A 19373-nucleotide genomic window follows, 5' to 3' on the forward strand; every position below is an offset into this window, starting at 1 on the left:
GTCAAGCTGAATTTATTTCAGCTTCTCCAGAGATCCTGAAATCTATGATTCGACGAAGTCAAACAAGTTCAGGATGACGACCTTTATTATTCTTTTTCAGCCTTTTCCTTTTTATAGAAAAGGGTTTGTTTTATATGTTTCAGCCTTTGAAACGCTTTATCATTAAATTTACTCACCTTATTATTCTTCTTCTTAGCTTCAGCCTTCTTTTCCGGATCATATAACATACCGGTACAAAGGCACATTTTATGTTCGGTTCTTGTAAGCACATCATAGTTCTTACAGGTCTGGCAGCCTTTCCAGAAACTTTCATCATCTGTTAATTCGGAAAAAGTCACAGGCTGATATCCCAGTTCGTAATTGATCTTCATTACGGCCAGTCCGGTAGTGATACCAAAGATCTTTGCATGCGGATATTTCTTTCTTGAATGATCAAAGATCACCTGTTTAATATCTTTTGCAAGTCCCTGTTTTCTGTAATCGGGATGTACGATAAGTCCGGAATTTGCCACATATTTTTCGTGACTCCAGGTTTCGATATAGCAAAAACCTGCAAATTTTTCCCCGTCCAGGGCGATTATGGCATTCCCTTTCTCCATCTTATCGATAATATATTCAGGAGTTCTTCGGGCAATACCAGTACCACGTACTTTGGCCGATTCTTCTATGTTTTTACAAATGATCTCTGCGTAAGAAGCATGAGATTTATTAGCAATGATAATTCTCATCTGCTAAGAAATTAAGGTTGAAAAATTGTTTTGATTTTGTCTTTTGAAAGGGGAACCGGACTCACCTAAGTTCCATAAATATACACACGCACTTACGTGCGGCGCGGGAAAAAGCGGGGCATAGGAGATATGTCAGAAAAAATCCTGATATATAATTTAAATTCTATGCTTTTAAAGTGTTTCAAAATGGAAAAAATCAAATAATATTAATACTGAAGAGTCAGGGCCAGCGCTTAGCTGCAGCGGGGCCTGAAATGAAAAGAGGGTAATATTATTTGTCTGAATGTTTTCACGTGGTAAATGTACATAATATTTTGTTTCACACTAAATTATTAAACTAAAAATTGAAATAAATTTGGCTTATCATTCAGATATTCCCCATAAAAGTTCTTCTTTTTCATGCGTTCTACCAGGGGTCCAAAATCGGCAGGATCATTTAACTCAATACCCACTACTGCCGGACCGTTCTCCCTGTGGTGCTTTTTGGAATATTCGAAATGGGTAATATCATCATTAGGCCCAAGAACCTTTGCCACAAATTCTTTCAGGGCTCCAGCTCGTTGAGGAAAACTCACTATAAAATAATGCTTGATCCCTGCATAGAGCAAGGCTCTTTCTTTAATTTCTGCGGTTCGGGTAATATCATTGTTACTTCCGCTTACTATACAAACCACATTCTTACCCTTTATCTCTTCGGCATAACTATCTAATGCTGAGATCGCCATGGCGCCTGCGGGTTCTACCACAATAGCATCCTGATTGTATAGGTCAAGTATGGTCTGACAGATCTTACCTTCGGGGATGCAGATCATATCATCAAGATTCTCTTTACATATCTCAAAATTGCGGTTCCCCACTTTTTGAACCGCGGCGCCATCCACAAATCTTTCGATTTCGGAGAGTTCTACCACTTTGCCCTCTTTCAATGAAGAAGTCATGGATGGTGCGCCAGATGGTTCAACCCCAATTATTTTCGTATTCGGAGAAAGTCTTTTAAAAACTGTAGAAATACCGGCCAGCAAACCTCCACCTCCCAGTGGGGCGAAAACATAATCTATTGGAGAATCGGCTTGCTCCAGAATCTCCAGTCCTATAGTAGCCTGGCCTTCGATAACCTTTTCATCATCAAAAGGATGTATAAAAACCAGTCCGAATTTCTCCTTATGCTTCATGGCGTTCTTAAAGGAATCATCAAAAGTGTCTCCTTTAAGGATCACTTCTACCCATTCACCACCAAACATCTGAGTTTGCTGTACCTTTTGTCGCGGAGTAGTGATAGGCATATAAATAACACCTTTAGTATGCAGTTTGTTACAGGCAAAAGCCACTCCCTGCGCATGGTTACCGGCACTTGCACAGATAACCCCTTTTTTTAGCTGATCTTCAGGAAGACTGGATATCTTGTTATAAGCGCCTCTAATCTTATAGGAACGCACCTGTTGAAGATCTTCCCTTTTTAAAAGAATACTGGCCTCATAACGTTTGCTATAAGTGAAAGAAGCTGCCAGGGGAGTCTTTAGCACCACCTTCGAGATCCTTTCAGCAGCTTCTTTTACAGCTTCAAGTGTTGGTTTATATTTTCTATCTTTTTCCAGCAACATATTCATTTATTCGTATATTTTCTTCATTGCGGTCATTGCCTTTCTCAATCTGGCTCCTACCTTTTCTACAGGATGATTCCTTAAATTGTCATTTACTGCAATCAATTCCTGATTATCCACTCCCGTGTATCCTGTTCCGAATGATTTTCCTGCCACTTCAGGTTCAAGACCATTTACATAATCTTTGATAAGCGGTTTTGCAGCATGATCAAAAAGATAACATCCATATTCGGCGGTATCTGAGATCACCCGGTTCATTTCGTATAATTTCTTTCTTGCAATGGTATTAGCGATAAGCGGAGTCTCGTGCAGTGATTCATAATAAGCCGAATCTTCTATAATACCTGCTTCTACCATAGTTTCAAAAGCAAGCTCCACCCCAGATTTTACGAAGGCCACAAGTAATACGCCTTTATCAAAATATTCCTGCTCCTTAATTTCTTCGGAAGTGGCCTCTGTTTTTTCAAAAGCGGTATTCTCGGTTTCAGCTCTCCAGGTCAGTAATTCCTTATCATCATTCGCCCAGTCTTTCATCATTCTGCTACTAAAAGCTCCGGAAATAATATCATCCATATGCTTCTGAAAAAGCGGACGCATCTGTCCTTTAAGATCTTCTGCTATCTCGTTGGCCCTTAATTTCGCCGGATTGGAAAGCCTGTCCATCATATTGGTAATACCGCCATGCTTCAAAGCTTCTGTGATGGTTTCCCAACCATACTGGATGAGCTTAGCTGCGTATGAAGCATCCACTCCATCGGCCACCATTTTATCGAACGTAAGGATCGATCCTGTTTGAAGAACCCCACAAAGGATGGTCTGCTCTCCCATAAGATCAGATTTCACCTCAGCCACGAAAGAAGATTCCAGAACCCCTGCTCTGTGGCCACCGGTAGCATATGCATACGCCTTGGCCCATTCAAGCCCAATTCCTTGTGGATCATTCTCAGGATGTACCGCAATAAGCGTTGGAACTCCAAAGCCTCTTTTGTATTCCTCACGAACTTCAGAACCCGGACATTTTGGAGCTACCATGATAACTGTTATATCCTCACGTATCTTCATTCCTTCTTCCACGATATTGAATCCGTGGGAATAAGAAAGTACCGCTCCTTCTTTAATATGAGGTGCAATTGCCTTAATTACCGGGGTGTGTTGTTTATCGGGCGTAAGGTTGATCACAAGATCGGCCTGAGGAATAAGTTCCTCATAAGTCCCGACATTAAATTTATTTTCAGTTGCATTTTTCCAGGACTGTCTTTTTTCCTTGATAGCTCCTTCACGAAGGGCGTAAGAAATATCGAGACCACTGTCTCTCATGTTTAATCCCTGGTTAAGTCCCTGGGCACCACAGCCCACGATAACAATTTTTTTATCTTTTAAAGCAGTCACTCCTTCACTGAACTCGTCGAGGTCCATAAACCTGCAGGTTCCAAGTTGGGCCAGTTGTTCTCGTAACGGAAGGCTGTTAAAGTAATTGGTCATGATTATATTGAATTTGTAGTATTAAATTTTTCTAAGATTCCTGATATTGGCATTTCATTTTTAGTTACCGCAATGGTTCCAGATCTAACGAACTGCATAAGCCCATAAGGTTTTAAGGTTTCATATAACTGGTCTACCTCGCTTCGCTTTCCGGTCTTTTCAATGACAAAAAAGCTCTTTGTAACGGTCACGATACGGGCATTTGTTTCTTTTATAAAATCCTGGATATTATGATCATCCAGAAATTCTTCAGATTTGATCTTATATAAAGCCGTTTCCTGATAGATAGTCTCCTCATCGGTATGATAGAATGCCCTGATCACTTCAATCTGCTTTTCGAGCTGACCAATGATCTTCTTGATCTGGTCCTCTGTAACCTCTACGATTATTGTAAATCGCATCACTTCGGTAACTTCACTTGGGGAAGCCGTGATGCTTTCAATATTTATATGTCTTTTAAGAAAGATCGCTGCGATCCTGCTTAGCAAACCAAGATTATTCTCGGTATATATCGAAACTGTAAAACTTTTCTTTTCCATTACTCCAATAATATGTCTGAAACCGCTGCGCCCGTTGGTATCATAGGGAATACGTTTTCTTCCTGTTCAACTTTCACCTCAAGGAAATAAGCTTCACTGCTCTCCATCATTTCCTTAACGGCGTCTTTCAACTCATTTCTTTCAGTAACCTTTTTCGCTTTGAGATGATAGCCCTTTGCAATCGTTACAAAATCCGGGTTTATCATTTCGGTAGAAGCGTAGCGCTTATCAAAGAAAAGCTGCTGCCACTGTCTTACCATTCCAAGGAATCCATTATTAAGCACCACTATCTTTACGGGTACCTTTGTCTGGAAAATGGTTCCAAGCTCCTGTATGGTCATTTGATAACCTCCATCCCCAATCACTGCCACTACGTCTCTCTCAGGAGCTCCCATTTTAGCTCCAATTGCAGCAGGCAGAGCAAACCCCATGGTTCCAAGTCCGCCCGAGGTCACATTACTCCGGGTTTTGTTGAATTTACCATAACGGCAGGCTTTCATCTGGTGCTGGCCAACATCAGAAACGATCACCGCATCACCATTGGAGAAATTATTGATTTCCTGAATGACTTCTGCCATACCAAGATTTTCTTTACTGGTGTCAAGGTTTCCTTTAATGACCTTTTCGTATTCCGTTTTATACATATCCTTGAATTTTTGATGCCATTTCTCATGCTTACTGGGTTTCAAAAATTCAAGTAATACTTTCAAAGATTCTTTTACATCGCCAAGTACAGGATAATCGGCTTTTACATTTTTGTTCACCTCGGCAGGATCTATCTCAAAATGTATCACTTTAGCCTGTTTGGCATATTGCTCCAGATTTCCGGTAACACGGTCATCGAATCGCATCCCAATAGCGATAAGAACATCACATTCGTTCGTGAGCATGTTTGGCCCATAATTGCCGTGCATTCCTACCATTCCAACATTCAAAGGATGATCGGTTGGCAGTGCAGAAAGTCCCAGAATGGTCCAGGCTGCCGGGATACCAGTCTTTTCAACCACTTCTTTCAGCAGGTCTTCGGCACCACCCAGAATAACTCCCTGACCAAAGACTATAAAAGGTTTTTTGGCCTTATTGATAATCTCTGCGGCTCGTTCAACCTGAAGAAGATTTAGTTCAGGTACGGGTTTATAACTGCGTATTCCGGAGCATTTCTTATATTCAAAGTCAAGCGAAGCGAACTGTGCGTCTTTTGTAATATCCACCAGCACGGGGCCCGGTCTTCCTGAACGGGCAATATAAAAGGCTTTAGCCATCACTTCGGGAATTTCAGAAGCCTTGGTGATCTGGTAATTCCATTTCGTAATAGGGGTAGAAATACCTACAATATCGGTTTCCTGAAAAGCGTCGCTCCCCAGTAAATGTGATCCCACCTGACCTGTGATACAGACCATGGGAGTAGAATCTATCTGGGCATCGGCAATACCGGTGACCAGATTGGTCGCGCCCGGACCCGAAGTAGCCACGGCGACTCCTACTTTTCCACTTACCCTTGCATAACCCTGGGCGGCATGCGTTGCGCCCTGTTCATGCCTGGTAAGCACATGGTGAATTTTTCCCTGATATTTAAACAATTCATCATAAACCGGCATGATCGCTCCGCCAGGGTAACCGTAGATAGTGTCCACACCTTCCTCAAGCAAACATTTGATCACCGCTTCAGCTCCTGAAACAGTGGTAGTTTCCTTAGTGGTTACCTTTCCAAAACTTGCTGTTTTTACTTCTTCCATAATTCACCGTATTAAAATTCGTCGGTCACACAGCCGTTGGAGGCTGAAGAAACCGTTCTTGCGTATTTATATAGCACCCCGCCATCGGCTTTTAACGCAGGTGCTTTCCAGTTCTTTCTTCTTTTTTCGATCTCTTCGGCTGAAAGTTTAACATCCAGCGTATTCGCTTTAGCATTGATCACTATTTCATCTCCATCTTCCAGCAATCCAATTAGCCCACCTTCCTGAGCTTCCGGAGTAATATGACCAACCACAAAACCATGTGTCCCGCCTGAAAACCTTCCATCGGTAATCAGGGCGACCTCCTTGCCTAATCCGGCTCCCATGATGGCAGAGGTTGGCTTAAGCATCTCAGGCATTCCCGGGCCTCCTTTGGGACCTTCATAACGAATTACAACAACATCTCCCTTTTTCACTTTTCCGGCCGAAATTCCGTCATTAGCCTCAAATTCACTATTGAATACTTTAGCTTTCCCTGTAAATTCCAGACCTTCCTTCCCGGTGATCTTTGCGACAGAACCTTCTTCTGCCAGATTACCATATAGAATCCTGATATGACCTGATTTCTTTATAGGTTTATCCAAGTCATGGATCACATCCTGACCATCCTCCATATCTGGTACTTCAGCCAGGTTTTCTGCCAGGGTCTTTCCGGTAACGGTTAGGCAATCCCCATTCAGCATGTCATTTTTCAACATATATTTTAATACCGCCGGGATTCCACCAATTCGGTGTACATCCTCCATAGCATACTTCCCACTGGGTTTTAAGTCTGCCAGAAATGGGGTGCTGTCGCATATCTTTTCAAATTCAGCCAGACCAAAATCCACTTTGGCAGCCTTGGCAATAGCCAGAAAATGCAGCACAGCATTTGTTGAACCTCCCAGGACCGTAAGCAAACGAATAGCGTTTTCAAGAGACTTCTTGTTTACGATATCCCTTGGTTTTATATCTTTTTCCAGAAGAAGCTTTATCGCTTCACCTGCTTTTTTACTTTCCTCTTTTTTTTCAGGGCCTACTGCCGGATTTGATGAATTATAAGGCAAACTCATCCCCAGTGCTTCAATTGCCGAAGCCATGGTATTTGCCGTATACATCCCACCACAGGCTCCTGCCCCGGGACAGGCTTTACGTATCACCTGCTTATATTCTTCTTCGGGCATTTCTCCCGAAACCTTTGCTCCCCAGGCCTCAAAAGCCGAGACCACATCCAGTTTCTTTCCATTATGGCAACCAGAAGCTATGGTACCTCCATATACAAGTATTGCCGGGCGATTGATACGAAGCATGGCCATAAGGGCTCCAGGCATATTCTTATCGCATCCCACAACGGTGATAAGACCATCATAAGCCATGGCATTCACCACGGTTTCCATTGAATCGGCAATAATATCCCGTGAAGGAAGCGAAAACCTCATTCCCGGAGTTCCCATTGAAATTCCGTCACTAACCCCAATGGTATTGAATATCAAACCAACAAGGTCTGCCGAAAGTGTTCCTTCTTTAACTTCCTTTGCCAGATCATTCAAATGCATATTACAGGGATTGCCTTCGTATCCTGTACTGGCAATTCCCACAAATGGTTTTTTAAAATCTTCATCTGTAAGACCAATCGCGTGTAACATGGCCTGCGAAGCAGGTTGCGAATCGCTTTGAGTCAGGGTGCTGCTATACTTATTATTCATTAATTGATTTTCCTTTATATTCCTTATAATAGATTAAAATTACCGTCTTAAGATTGCTGCACTTCACCGCATACATGACTCAAATTACTTTCAAAAAAGAAATTAAAATTTCAACTTGTTGATTTACAGTTACTTAAACCGTTTCTTGTTACGATAGCTGAAGGTTTTTTGAGAAAGTGAAGTAGCACTAAAGACTTTTCAAAATTGATTATATACTAAAGCCACTTTTTCATAATGATTTAATCCAAAAGCTTTAAAATCCTTTTTTATCAACAATTAACAGAATAACTATCGATATGATAAAAATGCAGGAAAGGCTTTTAAAAATAGGAAATTTGACATGACAAGAAAAGATTCCGTCGCTTCCTTCGGAATTACTTCTTGCGCTTCAGAGAGTATAGATCTTTTCTACGGTCTTTTTTATTTCGTACGCTTCCATAATTATGAAGCTCTTTCAAAAGATCCAGGTCCACATCAACAAGTAAGGTACTCTCAGTGTTGGGAGTAGCTTCGGCCTTAATTCCGTTCACAGGAAAGGCAAAATCTGAAGGGGTTAACACAGCGCTCTGGGCGTACTGTATATCCATATTATCCACTTTAGGCAAATTTCCTACTGACCCGGCTATCGCCACATAACACTCATTCTCCACTGCCCTGGCCTGTGCGCAGATCTTCACCCGTGAATAACCATTTTGTGTATCGGTCATGAATGGTACAAACAGGATATTCATTCCTTCTTCCGCCAGAATTCTGGCTACTTCTGGAAACTCAATATCATAACAGATCAAAACACCAATCTTGCCACAATCGGTATCAAAGGTTTCCAGTTTATTGCCACCCTTCATTCCCCAGGCGGTCTCTTCAGCAGGGGTAATATGAAGTTTTTCATACCGTTCATAACTACCGTCTCTTCTGCACAAAAATCCTACATTATACATATGCTCTCCTTCAGGAAACGGCATACTTCCGGTGATGATATTGATATTATAATTGATGGCGAACTCCCTAAAAGTCTCGAGCAAACGTTCTGTATAATCTGAAAGCCCCCTTATCGCCTCCGGTTCGGTTAGATGATTGAACTGGGCCATGAGTGGCGCATTGAATAATTCGGGAAACATGATAAAATCACTCTGATAATTGCTCACCGCGTCTACGAAGAACTCTATCTGGGATACCAGGGCTTCATAATCCTTAAAAAGACGCATCTGCCATTGGACGAGTCCGAGTCTTACAACTGTCTTGGTTGTATTGACCAGTTTTTGAGATTTGGTATAATAGATATTATTCCATTCCATCAAAGTGGCAAATTCCTTACTTTCATAATCACCAGACAGATAACCCTTAATGACCTTCTTTACGTGAAAATCATTGGATAGCTGAAAAGAAAGAACCGGATCATGTATCTCCTGAAGCTTTACCTTTTCGATATACTTTTTAGGCGTCAACTCATCTGCATACTCGGCATAATTCGGAATTCTCCCTCCAAATACGATAGCTTTCAGGTTAAGATGCTCACATAGCTCCTTTCGGGCTTCGTAGAGACGTCTTCCCAGCCGCATACCCCTGTATTCTGGATGTATAAATACATCAATACCATACAAAACATTTCCGTTCTTAGTATGAGTGGAAAAATTCTCGCCTCCAAGGATCTCGTCATAGGTATGATTATCATCAAACTTATCATAATCTACTATGATTGACAGGGCACAGCCTGCAATCTTATTATCTATGACTATGCATAACTGACCTTCCGGAAATTTATTGATAAGAGTTTTAATCTCACCTTTAGTCCAGTATTCATGGGGCATCGCATGATAACTCTTTATCATGGAAACCTTTAGTTCTTCGTAATCCTTAACACGTAAGTTCCGGAGTTCTATTTTAGCGGAGTCGAGCAAATCATCAAAATTTAGTATACGAAGATAAGGCGCAAAGTGATTTCACGTAAACGGGAGTTGTTAAAATGATCAGAAAAAAGCCTAGATCTTATAGATACCTTCCTTAATGGCGAACATCACCAGTCCTACCCTGCTTTTTACTCCCAGCTTTCCAAAGAGGCTTTCCCTGTAATTATCAACGGTCTTGGGACTAAGAAACATTTCTTCAGCAACCTGTTTATAGGTGAGTTCACTACAGGCATGATTCAGGAATTCAAGTTCCCTTTCGGTAAGCTCTTCGTATTTCTTTTTTCTTTCTTCGTGGCTTAAAGCGTCTGAGATGGTCTGGTTTGAATAATATCCATTTCTCTCTATTGCGTTAAGCGCATATTCAAACTCCTCCGGCTCAATATCCTTTAGAAGATAACCCCGACAGCCAAGCCTGAGCATTTTAATAATGGTCTCATCTTCCTGGTCTACCGTAAGGGTCAAAACTTTCTGATCTGGTTTATTCTCCTTTAGCCATGCCATAGTATCCATCCCGTCCATCACGGGCATTCTCATGTCGAGCAGAATGATATCCGGAAGCGGATTACCATCTTCTATGTATTTCACGAGCTCCTCGCCATTCTTGAAACAGTCAATAACCTTGAAACCTTCAAAGGAATTCACCAGGATCTGAAGTGATTGTGCAAAAAGCTTATGATCGTCAACGATTATTATCGTCTTGTCCATTGTTTTTAATCTTGGTTGGGTACCGTAAAGATAGCGAAGTTCCTTTACCAATCGAAGAATTCAGGTTAAAATCGGTATTGATCATCTCTGCCCTGCTTTGCATATTAAGAAGTCCTGAGCCTGCATCCTGATGTTCAACATCAAAACCCCTCCCGTCGTCACTAGCCTTGATCTGAAGATAATCTGGTGTATATTCAAAGGTGACCTTAAGTTTTGAAGCATCGGCATATTTGATCACATTGGAAAAAAATTCCTGCAATATCCTGAACAGGATAATGGCATCTTCCTGTTTTATTTTACAGGAATTCCCTTTTACTTTAAGCCTGGCATCCAGAACACCCAGCCTGTTAAATCGTTCCATTTCGTTTTCTACCGAACCTTCCAGGCCTTTATAATCTATCACTTCATTATTAAGAGAACGAGATAGAGCCCTTACTTCAGCCAGCGAATCGGCAACAAGTTTACGTACTTCTTTGAATGCATCCTGATTCTCTTCTACCACGGACTTGGTTAAAAGGTTGATTTGCATCTTGGCAATAGAAAGCAGCTGACCAATATTATCGTGCAGTTCCCAGCTCACATTCTTAAGGGTGGCTTCCTGTATCTCGAGCCTGGCATTGGAAAGCTCTGCCCTGAATTTTTGCTCAGCTTCATATTTCTCCTTTAGGATCTTATTCTTCCGCCTTTGGTAGGTAATAAAGAATAAAACGGTAAAGCCTGCCAGGAATAGTATGACAAGTATAAAATAAACTATAAGTAAGATCTCCTCCTTACGAAGCATAGTATTGGCTGATTAGTCTAACAAGTATACATAAAATCGGGCAATTATTTTAAAAGGCTGATTATCTTCGATTTTCTTTCAAATAGTAAACTTTACTTCTTATCAATCATTCCTTTTAATTTCAAAGACCTGTAATCTATATAGAAAGCCAGGGCAAATAGCAAATATAAAATAAGGTTTGCCAGTCTCAGAGTTCCATAGTAAACAGATACAAAAGCCGGGTTTTCTGAATTAACGTAAGTAGAGTATATAAATAATGGCATGACGGTAAGGGTCCAGATCATTAAGCCTGCCGCCATATAAAAAGGAAGCTCTCCGAAAGAATCAAGTATCCTGGAACTATTCAGCAACTCCATTAGATAGATGCCTGTGCATATTAATAATCCAAAGGCACCAACAATATAAATATAGGCTGAAATAGACTTAAAAAAACCTTCCAGGACAAATATGCTTATAATAGCTGAAACTGCATAGAAGGCAGTGACATGTTTAATTATCCTACGTTTTCTTTTGGACTGAAGTTGCATCCTGAAGAAGCTGTAATAAAAATAATACTGAACGATCTTGAATATATTATACAACCACCAGTTCCGTTCAAAGCTTGAGCCTTCAGTAAAACCAAAAACCTTATAATCGGTTACATAGGCGATAAGGGGATATAATCCCAGGATTTCCACCCAGACCACCAGCCATAAAAAATAAACAAAGAGGCGATACGATTTTGGGGTGTGTGGGTATTTCAACAAATAAATAGAACCAGAGATAGCCGCAATAAATTCAGCGGCATAACCTATATACAACTTGCTTTCAAAAAAATAATCCCAGAAATTCATTAATCAATAAGCAGGCAAAGAAATATACCTGTAATTTAATAAGCATTAATATATAATTAGCTTACAGCCTTTCTCTAATACACTTATTTCTATAATCCACATAAAAACCCACAATATACATGGAATATAAAAATACATTGGCATATCTCATTACCACAGTATCTACCTTCATGAAATAGGGATTCTCAAGACTGAAGAAATCATCATAAATATCTAAAGGAAGTACACACAGACTCCACAATATCAATCCTACAGATATAAAAAATTTAATACCTCTGTGAAAATGAAGCACCCTGTCGGATTTTAAAAGCTCAAAATAAAAGTAGCCTATACAGACCAGTACAAAAAATGTCAGCAAGGTGCGAACATACAGGTCTGCTGAATAAAAAAACTCTCCTGAGGTTATAAAGCGGATGATGCTCCCAATAATAAGAATTATGAGAATAAGATTCAGGTTTCTTCTTATTCTGGCATTACTAAGGTTACGAATGAATAGCTGCGAAAAACATAAAGCATAAATAATCTGGTTAAAGTTCCCTATCCAGACATTTCTTCTAAAAACAGAATCTTTATAAAAACCCAGGACCTCGTAGTCATTAACCCAGGCATAGATTGGAATGAAGGCGTAAAATTCAACAAGGACTATGTAAAAAAGGTAGAATATAAAAAGTTTTAATTCCGGAGCGATGTATGGAGATTTCTTCCAATAGAGAGTCCCGGCAACTGCTGCCAGTAACTCGAATATAAAATGTATAAACAATTTGGTTTCCTGGAAAAACTCAATCATTTTAAAAGAATCAGTGGTTCTTCAAAATTAGACTGAAAATAAGTTAATTCATAAAAAGCATTTGTAAAAAGGGGAATTATCCCCTTGATGAGTATTCCTATCCTGCCTACATTTGATATAGTCATTTTAGTAAAGCTAAAGTGTTTTGGGGCAAAAAAGTGTCGACCGAGGTTATGTTATAGTTCTGAGTAGGGTCTTTTCTATAACTTTAATACCGAGGTGGCACTTTTTTATTTTACTCTTTCTTCAATATATGAACGGAGAGTATTTAGCTTATTGCCTTTTGCCCGGTTCTTTTTATCTCCAGGATCATTTTGATAAATCCGAAAGCAAAGACCAAGTACATAAAGATATTTCCCAAATCCAGGGTCCAACCATATACATCACTGAAATCTTCACTTACCTTAATATATTTCTGAAAAATGAATAATGGCGTTATTCCCAGCTGGTAAATAAGGAGGCCAAATGAAATAAAAAGTGGCAACTCTCTTCGAAAATTGAGTATCCTATCTGTTCTTACTAATTCCAGGTAATATAAAGCTATTGAAATACAAATCAAGAAAGCTCCAAAAATATATACATAAGCTGAAAAGGCATTAAAAAATACATCACTTGAGAAAAAATGAATTATTGAACTAAGTATAAAAATTAAGATCAGCCCTACTGTTAATCTTTTTAGTTTATTGTAATGCAATTGCATTACAAAATATAAAGTGAACATTGAAGATGAAATAAGTGTCAGGACATTGTAAATCCAAAATACACTCCTAAATGGAGTATCCTTTAAAAACTCTATATATTTATAATCATAGACCATAGTGTACAGCGCATAGATAATACCTGTAAGATCGATTATGAAAATCAAACTCAGACAAGAAACTATAAGCTTGTCTGCCCTGTTAACCGGCTTTTTTATGATTAGATAAAAGACCCCTGAAATTGCTGCTATAAGCTCAACTATATAAGTCGGATAGAGTCGATTTTCAATAATTATTTCCCACAAAATTAATTCCTGCTTCTTTCAATGTGAATATTAATTTTCCTTAAATTATCGGTGTTATTATAAACCTAATCTCTATTTAGTTAGATTAAATTCCTTCGCTGGGATCTTTTCATTTCCAGGATCATTTTAATAATGCCAAAAGCAAAGACCGAATACATAAATAAATTGGCAAAATCTAAAATATAGCCATATATATCCTCAAAATCACTACTTACACTTATATACCTTTGAAACATAAAAAGAGGAGTAATGGCTAACTTGTAAATTAAAAGGCCAATTGAAATATAAATCGCCAACTCAGAACGATATTTCAATATCCTGTCCGTCTTTATTAACTCCAGATAATAGATCGCTATCGAAAAACAAATTAAAAAAGCCCCCAAAACATACGGATAGGTGGCTGTAGTGGTAAAAAAATAATCTGTGAAGAAATAACTTATTATTGATGTAATTAAATAGCTCCCTGTTAAGAAGATAATTATCCTTTGCCAGAACTTGGAATTTAATTGATAAACAAAATATAAAGTATATGCCGTAGTTGTGATCAATGACAGAATATTAGCAATCCACCAATGGCTGGCAAATCGGGTCCCATTAATAAATTCAAAATATCTGAATTCATATACATGCCCGTACAAGGCATAAATAATAGCCATTAGATCAAACACGAAAATAAAAATCAGGTAATAAATCAAAAACCTGTCAGCTTTTCGAGCATTTCTATCTACATAAAGATAAATACAACCAACTACCGCTGCTATGAACTCAAAGATATAAGTAGGATAGAGGCGATATTCAATAAAAGTTTCCCACAAAATTGTTGATATTTTTAATAATCGCTAGGTGGCCATTTGGTACTACCGTCATTATAGGCATCTATATTGTAATTAGTTTCATAATTTGTATTTGCTAGGGCTAAGATAACATCGGAAGATCCTGAACCATTTTGGACCACTGCGTTTTTAGAAGCCGAAGATTCCTTTGTTGCAGCAAGGAAGATTGTGGAAAGCCCGTCTTTCTTTCCTTCATTATCTTCAGCCGCTAACCAGATACTTATTCCTGGATGCTCTACCCCCTGCTCAGCTGAAAGATCCCGTACGTAGTTTATATATTCCTGAAGTTCGTCCAGGCTGTACCATACTTCACATGAGTCCTGATATTCCTCATTTTCTTCAAATAATTTTCCCCTGGTATCTCTCCATTTCTTTTGGAGCTTTTTCGCTTTCTCAATCGTAATGCATTTGGCTGGTCGTTTCATAATTTAAATATTAAGGTTAGTAATACACTAAAAATAGAAATATTTGAGGTTAATCCTATAGATCAAAAATAAAAAGGGGAATTTCCCCCTTGGTAGCTATACTCTGCTACCTTACATTTGATACAGTCATTTTAGTAAAGCTAAAGTGTTTTGGGGCAAAAAAGTGTCGACCGAGGTTTTGTTATAGTTCTGAGTAGGGTCTTTTCTATAACTTTAATACCGAAGTGGCACTTTTTTTTATATTTTAAATAGGTGAAATTGAAGAATAATTTAGTTTCAGATACTACTTCTGGACATACCCATCTCCAGGATCATTTTAATAAACCCAAAAGCAAAAACCGAATACAAAAAGAAATTACCCAAATCAACCGTCCACCCGTAGACCGCCTCGAAATCATCACTTTCAACTATATAACGTTGAAAAATAAATAAAGGAGTTATCCCCAGCTGGTAAATAATGAGCCCTACTGATATATAAAGCGGCAACTCCCTTCGGAAGTTCAGTATACGATCTGTCCGTAACAGCTGCAGGTAGTAGGCTGCAATTGAGATGCAAATCAAAAACGCTCCAAAGATATAGACGTAAGCTGAAGTCGTAAGAAAAAATACCTCATTGGTAAAGAAATGAACGATCGAACTTATAATATAGATAGCCACTAAAGCTCCTATTGACTTTTTCAATTTTCGGGAATGTGTCTGCATTAAAAAGTAGATGGTAAATAAAGAACCCGTTAATAAAGTCAGGGTATTATAGATCCAAAAATGAGTTCTAAATGGAGTTTCTTTTATGAATTCTATATATGCATAATCATACACATAATTATAAACACTATAGGTAGCGCCAAAAAGATCTATTAGGAAAATCAAATTTATCGTAAATACTATCAGATAATCTGTCTTAACAGGTTCTTTCTTTGAATACAGATAAAAGATTCCGGAAATTGCCGCTATCAATTCAAAGATATAAGTTGGATAGAGGCGATATTCAATAAAGGCATCCCACACAACTTCTTTCTATTGATATGGATCTGGCGGGAACTTTGTTCCTCCACTGTTATATGCATCCAAAGAATAATTATTTTGAACCTCATCTAAATTAACGTCAGCTTCTGCATCTCCTCCTCCCTGGGTTGGCGCCAGAAATACGGTATTATAACCTTTTTTAGGTCCAGGTCCGGTTCCATAACTTCCAAAATAGATCCTGACCCCTGGATTATCAGAAATATTATTTTCTACGTACTCTAAATACGCTTTTAATTCAGCTACTGTAAAATAAGTTTCATAAGTATCTTTATAATTTGGACCCATAGTTTTTCCGGGCCCACCCGGTTTTGTCCAGTTTTCTAAAAGTTTTTTTGCTTCTGAAGGTGAAATTTGTTGCCCCATAATTATTTTTTTTTGGAAGGCGATTAATAGCCTTAAAGGTTAGTAGTAAATTAAAAATAGTGAAATTTTGGGTTAATTCTACGCACACAAAACAAAAAGGGGAATTTTCCCCTTGCTGACATTTAGAGGCCAACATACATTTGTTCAAGTCATTTTAGTAAAGCTAAAGTGTTTTGGGGCAAAAAAGTGTCGACTAAGGTTACGTTATAGTTCTGAGTAGGGTCTTTTCTATAACATCACTACCAAAGTGACACTTTTTTATTTTTGCCCCATTTAAGAAGTATATCACTCTAATTTAGTTCAGAATCTCCTAATATTCTAGTTTTCTGAAGATTATTTTTCCTTCTAATTTCTTTTACAAAAGTGTCTGCTGAGCTTTTTCTTCCAGGAAAAATGGAATAACTATTAAGCCTAAAAAAAGGGGGATTTTCCCCCTTTTTTTATAATATTTAACCATATAAATTGGCAAATCCATTTAGAAACCGAAAAAATTTGGGGCAAAAAATATCGATCACGGTTGTTTTATAGTTCTGAGTAGAGTCTTTTCTATATACATACAACCAAACCGAGTCCTTTTTTGCCCCATTGTATTTACTCTAATTTAGTCAAGAATCTTCTAATATTCTACCTTTTTGAAAGTTATTTTCTCTCCCGGCATCTTTTGCGCAAGCACCTGCTGAGCTTTTTCGGAAAGCTGAAGTATCCTGGGATAACCACCGGTAGTCTGGCAATCTTTCATAAGAACAATGAGCCTTCCTGAAGGTGTTAACTGAACCGTACCGGGAACGACGGGACCAGTGATAATTGGCTCCAGCTCATTCTCAAAATCTTCTTCCAACTGTACTGCCATCCGGTTGCTGTTCTTACCGGTCTTAAATGAAACGCTAAACAATTTTTGTCTCTGTTGGGCTGACAGTTCTCCGAACTCAGGCCCTGGATAAGTCTCGATCTCTGTAGATCCAATATAATTCAGATCTGTCTTCAGATGTGAATGAGTTTTCCTTTCTTCCATATCCTTAGAAAAAAAGAGCAGTTTCATTCCTTTTCTTAACCTGAAATCATCTGTAAGACTTTCATACCAACTCTTACTTCCCATCAGCTCCCCGGTTTGAAAGCCTCCCAATATCCCTATATAGGACCTAAAACCAGACTTTCTCGTTCCAAATTTCAATACATCCCCACGATGGATAGGAATAATTTCATTAAGACTAACAGGGCTATCGTTAAGGATTGGAGAAAGATCGCCTCCACTGATGCTGATGGCTGTCGCGGCATTGAATTTCATCTGTGGTCCCTGGAAAGTAATCTCCAAAACCGAAGCATCCTGAGGATTTCCCAGGATAAGATTACATACCCGCATGGCATACCTGTCCATCACCCCACTTTGAGGCACTCCATATTTCTGATAACCGAACCGCCCAAGATCCTGGATACTTGAAAATAATCCCGGTTGTAAAACTTCAATTTCCGCTTTCATAAGTTTCAGATTTCAACTCATAATTTCCGTTTTCCACTTCTTCTTTAATCTTAAAAAATTCATCTTTCGAAACCGAATAAAACCTGATCTTATCTCCAGCAGAAAAACGAGTTGGAGGATCCATATTTTTATCAAAAAGATCTACCGGACATCTGCCTAAAATCTGCCATCCCCCGGGACTTGATTTTGGATAAATTCCGGTCTGTTTTTCACCTATTCCTACCGAGCCTTTTTCTACCGATTTTCGTGGTGTTTTCTTTCTCGAAATATGTAGCCTTTCATCCAGCCCGCCCAGGTATAAAAATCCGGGTAGAAATCCTATAAAATAAATCTGATATAAAGGAGTGGTATGAAGTCGAATTATTTCGTCTATTCCAATGTTTTTTTCCTCGGAGATCAGCTTCAGGTCCGGCCCAAAATCCTCATCATAACACACTGGCAGATAAAAGATTTGAGAGTTGATTTTTTTCGGTATATTGGCATTCTTAAAAAGACCTTTTAGCTTTGAAACCTCACTATAAATATCCTCTATAGTGAATACGTAAATAATTAATAATGAGTTGTATGTGTTAATAACCTCAACTGTTTCTTTAAGTAATTCTTTTTCCAGAAGTTTTTTATAAAACAGAAGCTCACGTAACTTTTCCGGACTATAATCCTGACCAAAATCGATCAAAATTGCCCTCTCTCCCATGGGTGATATTAAAGGAAAATCTGCCATTAAGTATTTCTTATTCCTACCCCGTGCTCGGCGAATTTTTTGTGAAGAAATTCAATGATTTCAAGTGAAGATGGTGTATCGCTATGTACACAAAAAGTATCGGCTTTAGCTTCTATCTTCACTCCATTTTCACAGGTGATTTTCTGGTCTTTGAAGATGGAAAAAACATGCTCAAAAACAGCTTCTTTTTCAGTGATCAAAGCATGCTTTCCTGTGCGCGAAACAAGGCTGTAATTTTCATTATAATTCCGGTCTGCGAAAGCCTCAAAGATCAGGTCACATTTCCCCATAGCGAGTTCTGAAATTTTTGAATTTAGAGGCACATAAAGTTTAAAATCCTCATCCATAATTTCAAGACTTTCAAGGATGATCCTGGCGATATTTTCGTCTTTTGCGGCGTCGTTATAAAGTGCTCCATGAGGTTTGATATGGATAAGCTTCCCTCCTTCAGATTCAGCGATCTGTTTAAGACTTAAAACCTGACCCTCTATAGAAAGCTTCAGGTCTTCCTCAGACATCTTAACGGGACTTCTTCCGAAGTTTTCCCGGTCCGGATACGACGGATGCGCTCCAATTTCAACATTATGTTCCATTGCAAGCCTTACAGTGCGATGCATGCTTTCCAGGTTACCGGCATGACCGCCACAGGCAATATTGCAGGCCGAGATAAGCGGCATAAGCTCTTCATCGAATTTTCCTCCTTCCCCGAGGTCACAATTAATATGGATGGACTTTTTCATTTGT

General features: G+C 38.9%; 19 protein-coding genes. All 19 read right to left on the reverse strand.

Features of this window, described 5'->3' with window-relative positions:
* Positions 1 to 86: 86 nt before the first annotated feature.
* Entirely contained in the window at positions 87 to 728 is a 642-nt protein-coding gene (locus tag LU635_RS10660; RefSeq protein WP_240099002.1) for a GNAT family N-acetyltransferase, read from the reverse strand.
* A gap of 332 nt (positions 729 to 1060) precedes the next feature.
* Positions 1061 to 2335: a threonine ammonia-lyase IlvA gene (gene ilvA / locus LU635_RS10665; protein ID WP_240099014.1), complete on the reverse strand. Its 1275-nt coding sequence runs from the start codon at positions 2333 to 2335 to the stop codon at positions 1061 to 1063.
* Positions 2336 to 3811 (reverse strand): ketol-acid reductoisomerase, encoded by a 1476-nt coding sequence (gene ilvC, locus LU635_RS10670; RefSeq protein WP_240099016.1) that lies wholly within the window; start codon positions 3809 to 3811, stop codon positions 2336 to 2338.
* A gap of 2 nt (positions 3812 to 3813) precedes the next feature.
* On the reverse strand, positions 3814 to 4350 hold the full coding sequence (gene ilvN, locus LU635_RS10675; RefSeq protein ID WP_240099018.1) for an acetolactate synthase small subunit: 537 nt from the start codon (positions 4348 to 4350) through the stop codon (positions 3814 to 3816).
* Positions 4350 to 6086 (reverse strand): biosynthetic-type acetolactate synthase large subunit, encoded by a 1737-nt coding sequence (ilvB, locus tag LU635_RS10680; protein WP_240099020.1) that lies wholly within the window; start codon positions 6084 to 6086, stop codon positions 4350 to 4352. Before ilvB ends, ilvN begins: the two co-directional genes overlap by 1 nt.
* A gap of 11 nt (positions 6087 to 6097) precedes the next feature.
* A complete protein-coding gene (gene ilvD / locus LU635_RS10685) occupies positions 6098 to 7771 on the reverse strand; it encodes a dihydroxy-acid dehydratase (RefSeq protein WP_240099022.1) in 1674 nt (557 codons plus the stop codon).
* 374 nt (positions 7772 to 8145) lie between these two features.
* Complete coding sequence (locus tag LU635_RS10690; RefSeq protein ID WP_240099024.1) at positions 8146 to 9669, reverse strand: carbon-nitrogen hydrolase family protein; 1524 nt, start codon at positions 9667 to 9669, stop codon at positions 8146 to 8148.
* Between the two features lie 81 nt (positions 9670 to 9750).
* Complete coding sequence (locus tag LU635_RS10695; RefSeq protein WP_240099026.1) at positions 9751 to 10383, reverse strand: response regulator; 633 nt, start codon at positions 10381 to 10383, stop codon at positions 9751 to 9753.
* Complete coding sequence (locus LU635_RS10700) at positions 10358 to 11164, reverse strand: sensor histidine kinase (protein ID WP_240099028.1); 807 nt, start codon at positions 11162 to 11164, stop codon at positions 10358 to 10360. The genes LU635_RS10695 and LU635_RS10700 overlap by 26 nt, the downstream gene beginning before the upstream one ends.
* A 92-nt stretch (positions 11165 to 11256) precedes the next feature.
* Positions 11257 to 11997: a hypothetical protein gene (locus LU635_RS10705; protein WP_240099030.1), complete on the reverse strand. Its 741-nt coding sequence runs from the start codon at positions 11995 to 11997 to the stop codon at positions 11257 to 11259.
* Between the two features lie 61 nt (positions 11998 to 12058).
* A complete protein-coding gene (locus LU635_RS10710) occupies positions 12059 to 12784 on the reverse strand; it encodes a hypothetical protein (RefSeq protein WP_240099032.1) in 726 nt (241 codons plus the stop codon).
* Positions 12785 to 13052: 268 nt separating this feature from the next.
* A complete protein-coding gene (locus tag LU635_RS10715) occupies positions 13053 to 13787 on the reverse strand; it encodes a hypothetical protein (protein WP_240099034.1) in 735 nt (244 codons plus the stop codon).
* Positions 13788 to 13867: 80 nt separating this feature from the next.
* A complete protein-coding gene (locus LU635_RS10720) occupies positions 13868 to 14602 on the reverse strand; it encodes a hypothetical protein (protein WP_240099036.1) in 735 nt (244 codons plus the stop codon).
* A 14-nt stretch (positions 14603 to 14616) separates the two neighbouring features.
* Positions 14617 to 15045, reverse strand: a complete 429-nt coding sequence (locus LU635_RS10725; protein ID WP_240099038.1) for a hypothetical protein — start codon at positions 15043 to 15045, stop codon at positions 14617 to 14619.
* A 276-nt stretch (positions 15046 to 15321) separates the two neighbouring features.
* Complete coding sequence (locus LU635_RS10730; protein ID WP_240099040.1) at positions 15322 to 16050, reverse strand: hypothetical protein; 729 nt, start codon at positions 16048 to 16050, stop codon at positions 15322 to 15324.
* A gap of 9 nt (positions 16051 to 16059) precedes the next feature.
* Positions 16060 to 16431 carry a hypothetical protein gene (locus LU635_RS10735; protein ID WP_240099042.1) on the reverse strand — a complete coding sequence of 124 codons (372 nt, stop codon included), beginning with the start codon at positions 16429 to 16431 and terminating at the stop codon, positions 16060 to 16062.
* A gap of 616 nt (positions 16432 to 17047) precedes the next feature.
* Entirely contained in the window at positions 17048 to 17908 is an 861-nt protein-coding gene (locus LU635_RS10740) for a 5-oxoprolinase subunit C family protein (protein WP_240099044.1), read from the reverse strand.
* Positions 17892 to 18629 (reverse strand): 5-oxoprolinase subunit PxpB, encoded by a 738-nt coding sequence (gene pxpB / locus LU635_RS10745; RefSeq protein ID WP_240099046.1) that lies wholly within the window; start codon positions 18627 to 18629, stop codon positions 17892 to 17894. The genes LU635_RS10740 and pxpB overlap by 17 nt, the downstream gene beginning before the upstream one ends.
* The gene (pxpA, locus tag LU635_RS10750) at positions 18629 to 19369 is read right to left on the reverse strand and encodes a 5-oxoprolinase subunit PxpA (RefSeq protein ID WP_240099048.1); all 741 of its coding nucleotides are present in this window, start codon (positions 19367 to 19369) and stop codon (positions 18629 to 18631) included. The genes pxpB and pxpA overlap by 1 nt, the downstream gene beginning before the upstream one ends.
* Between the last annotated feature and the right edge of the window lie 4 nt (positions 19370 to 19373).

It is taken from the genome of Christiangramia crocea (genome assembly GCF_022410465.1).
Taxonomy (GTDB): domain Bacteria; phylum Bacteroidota; class Bacteroidia; order Flavobacteriales; family Flavobacteriaceae; genus Christiangramia; species Christiangramia crocea.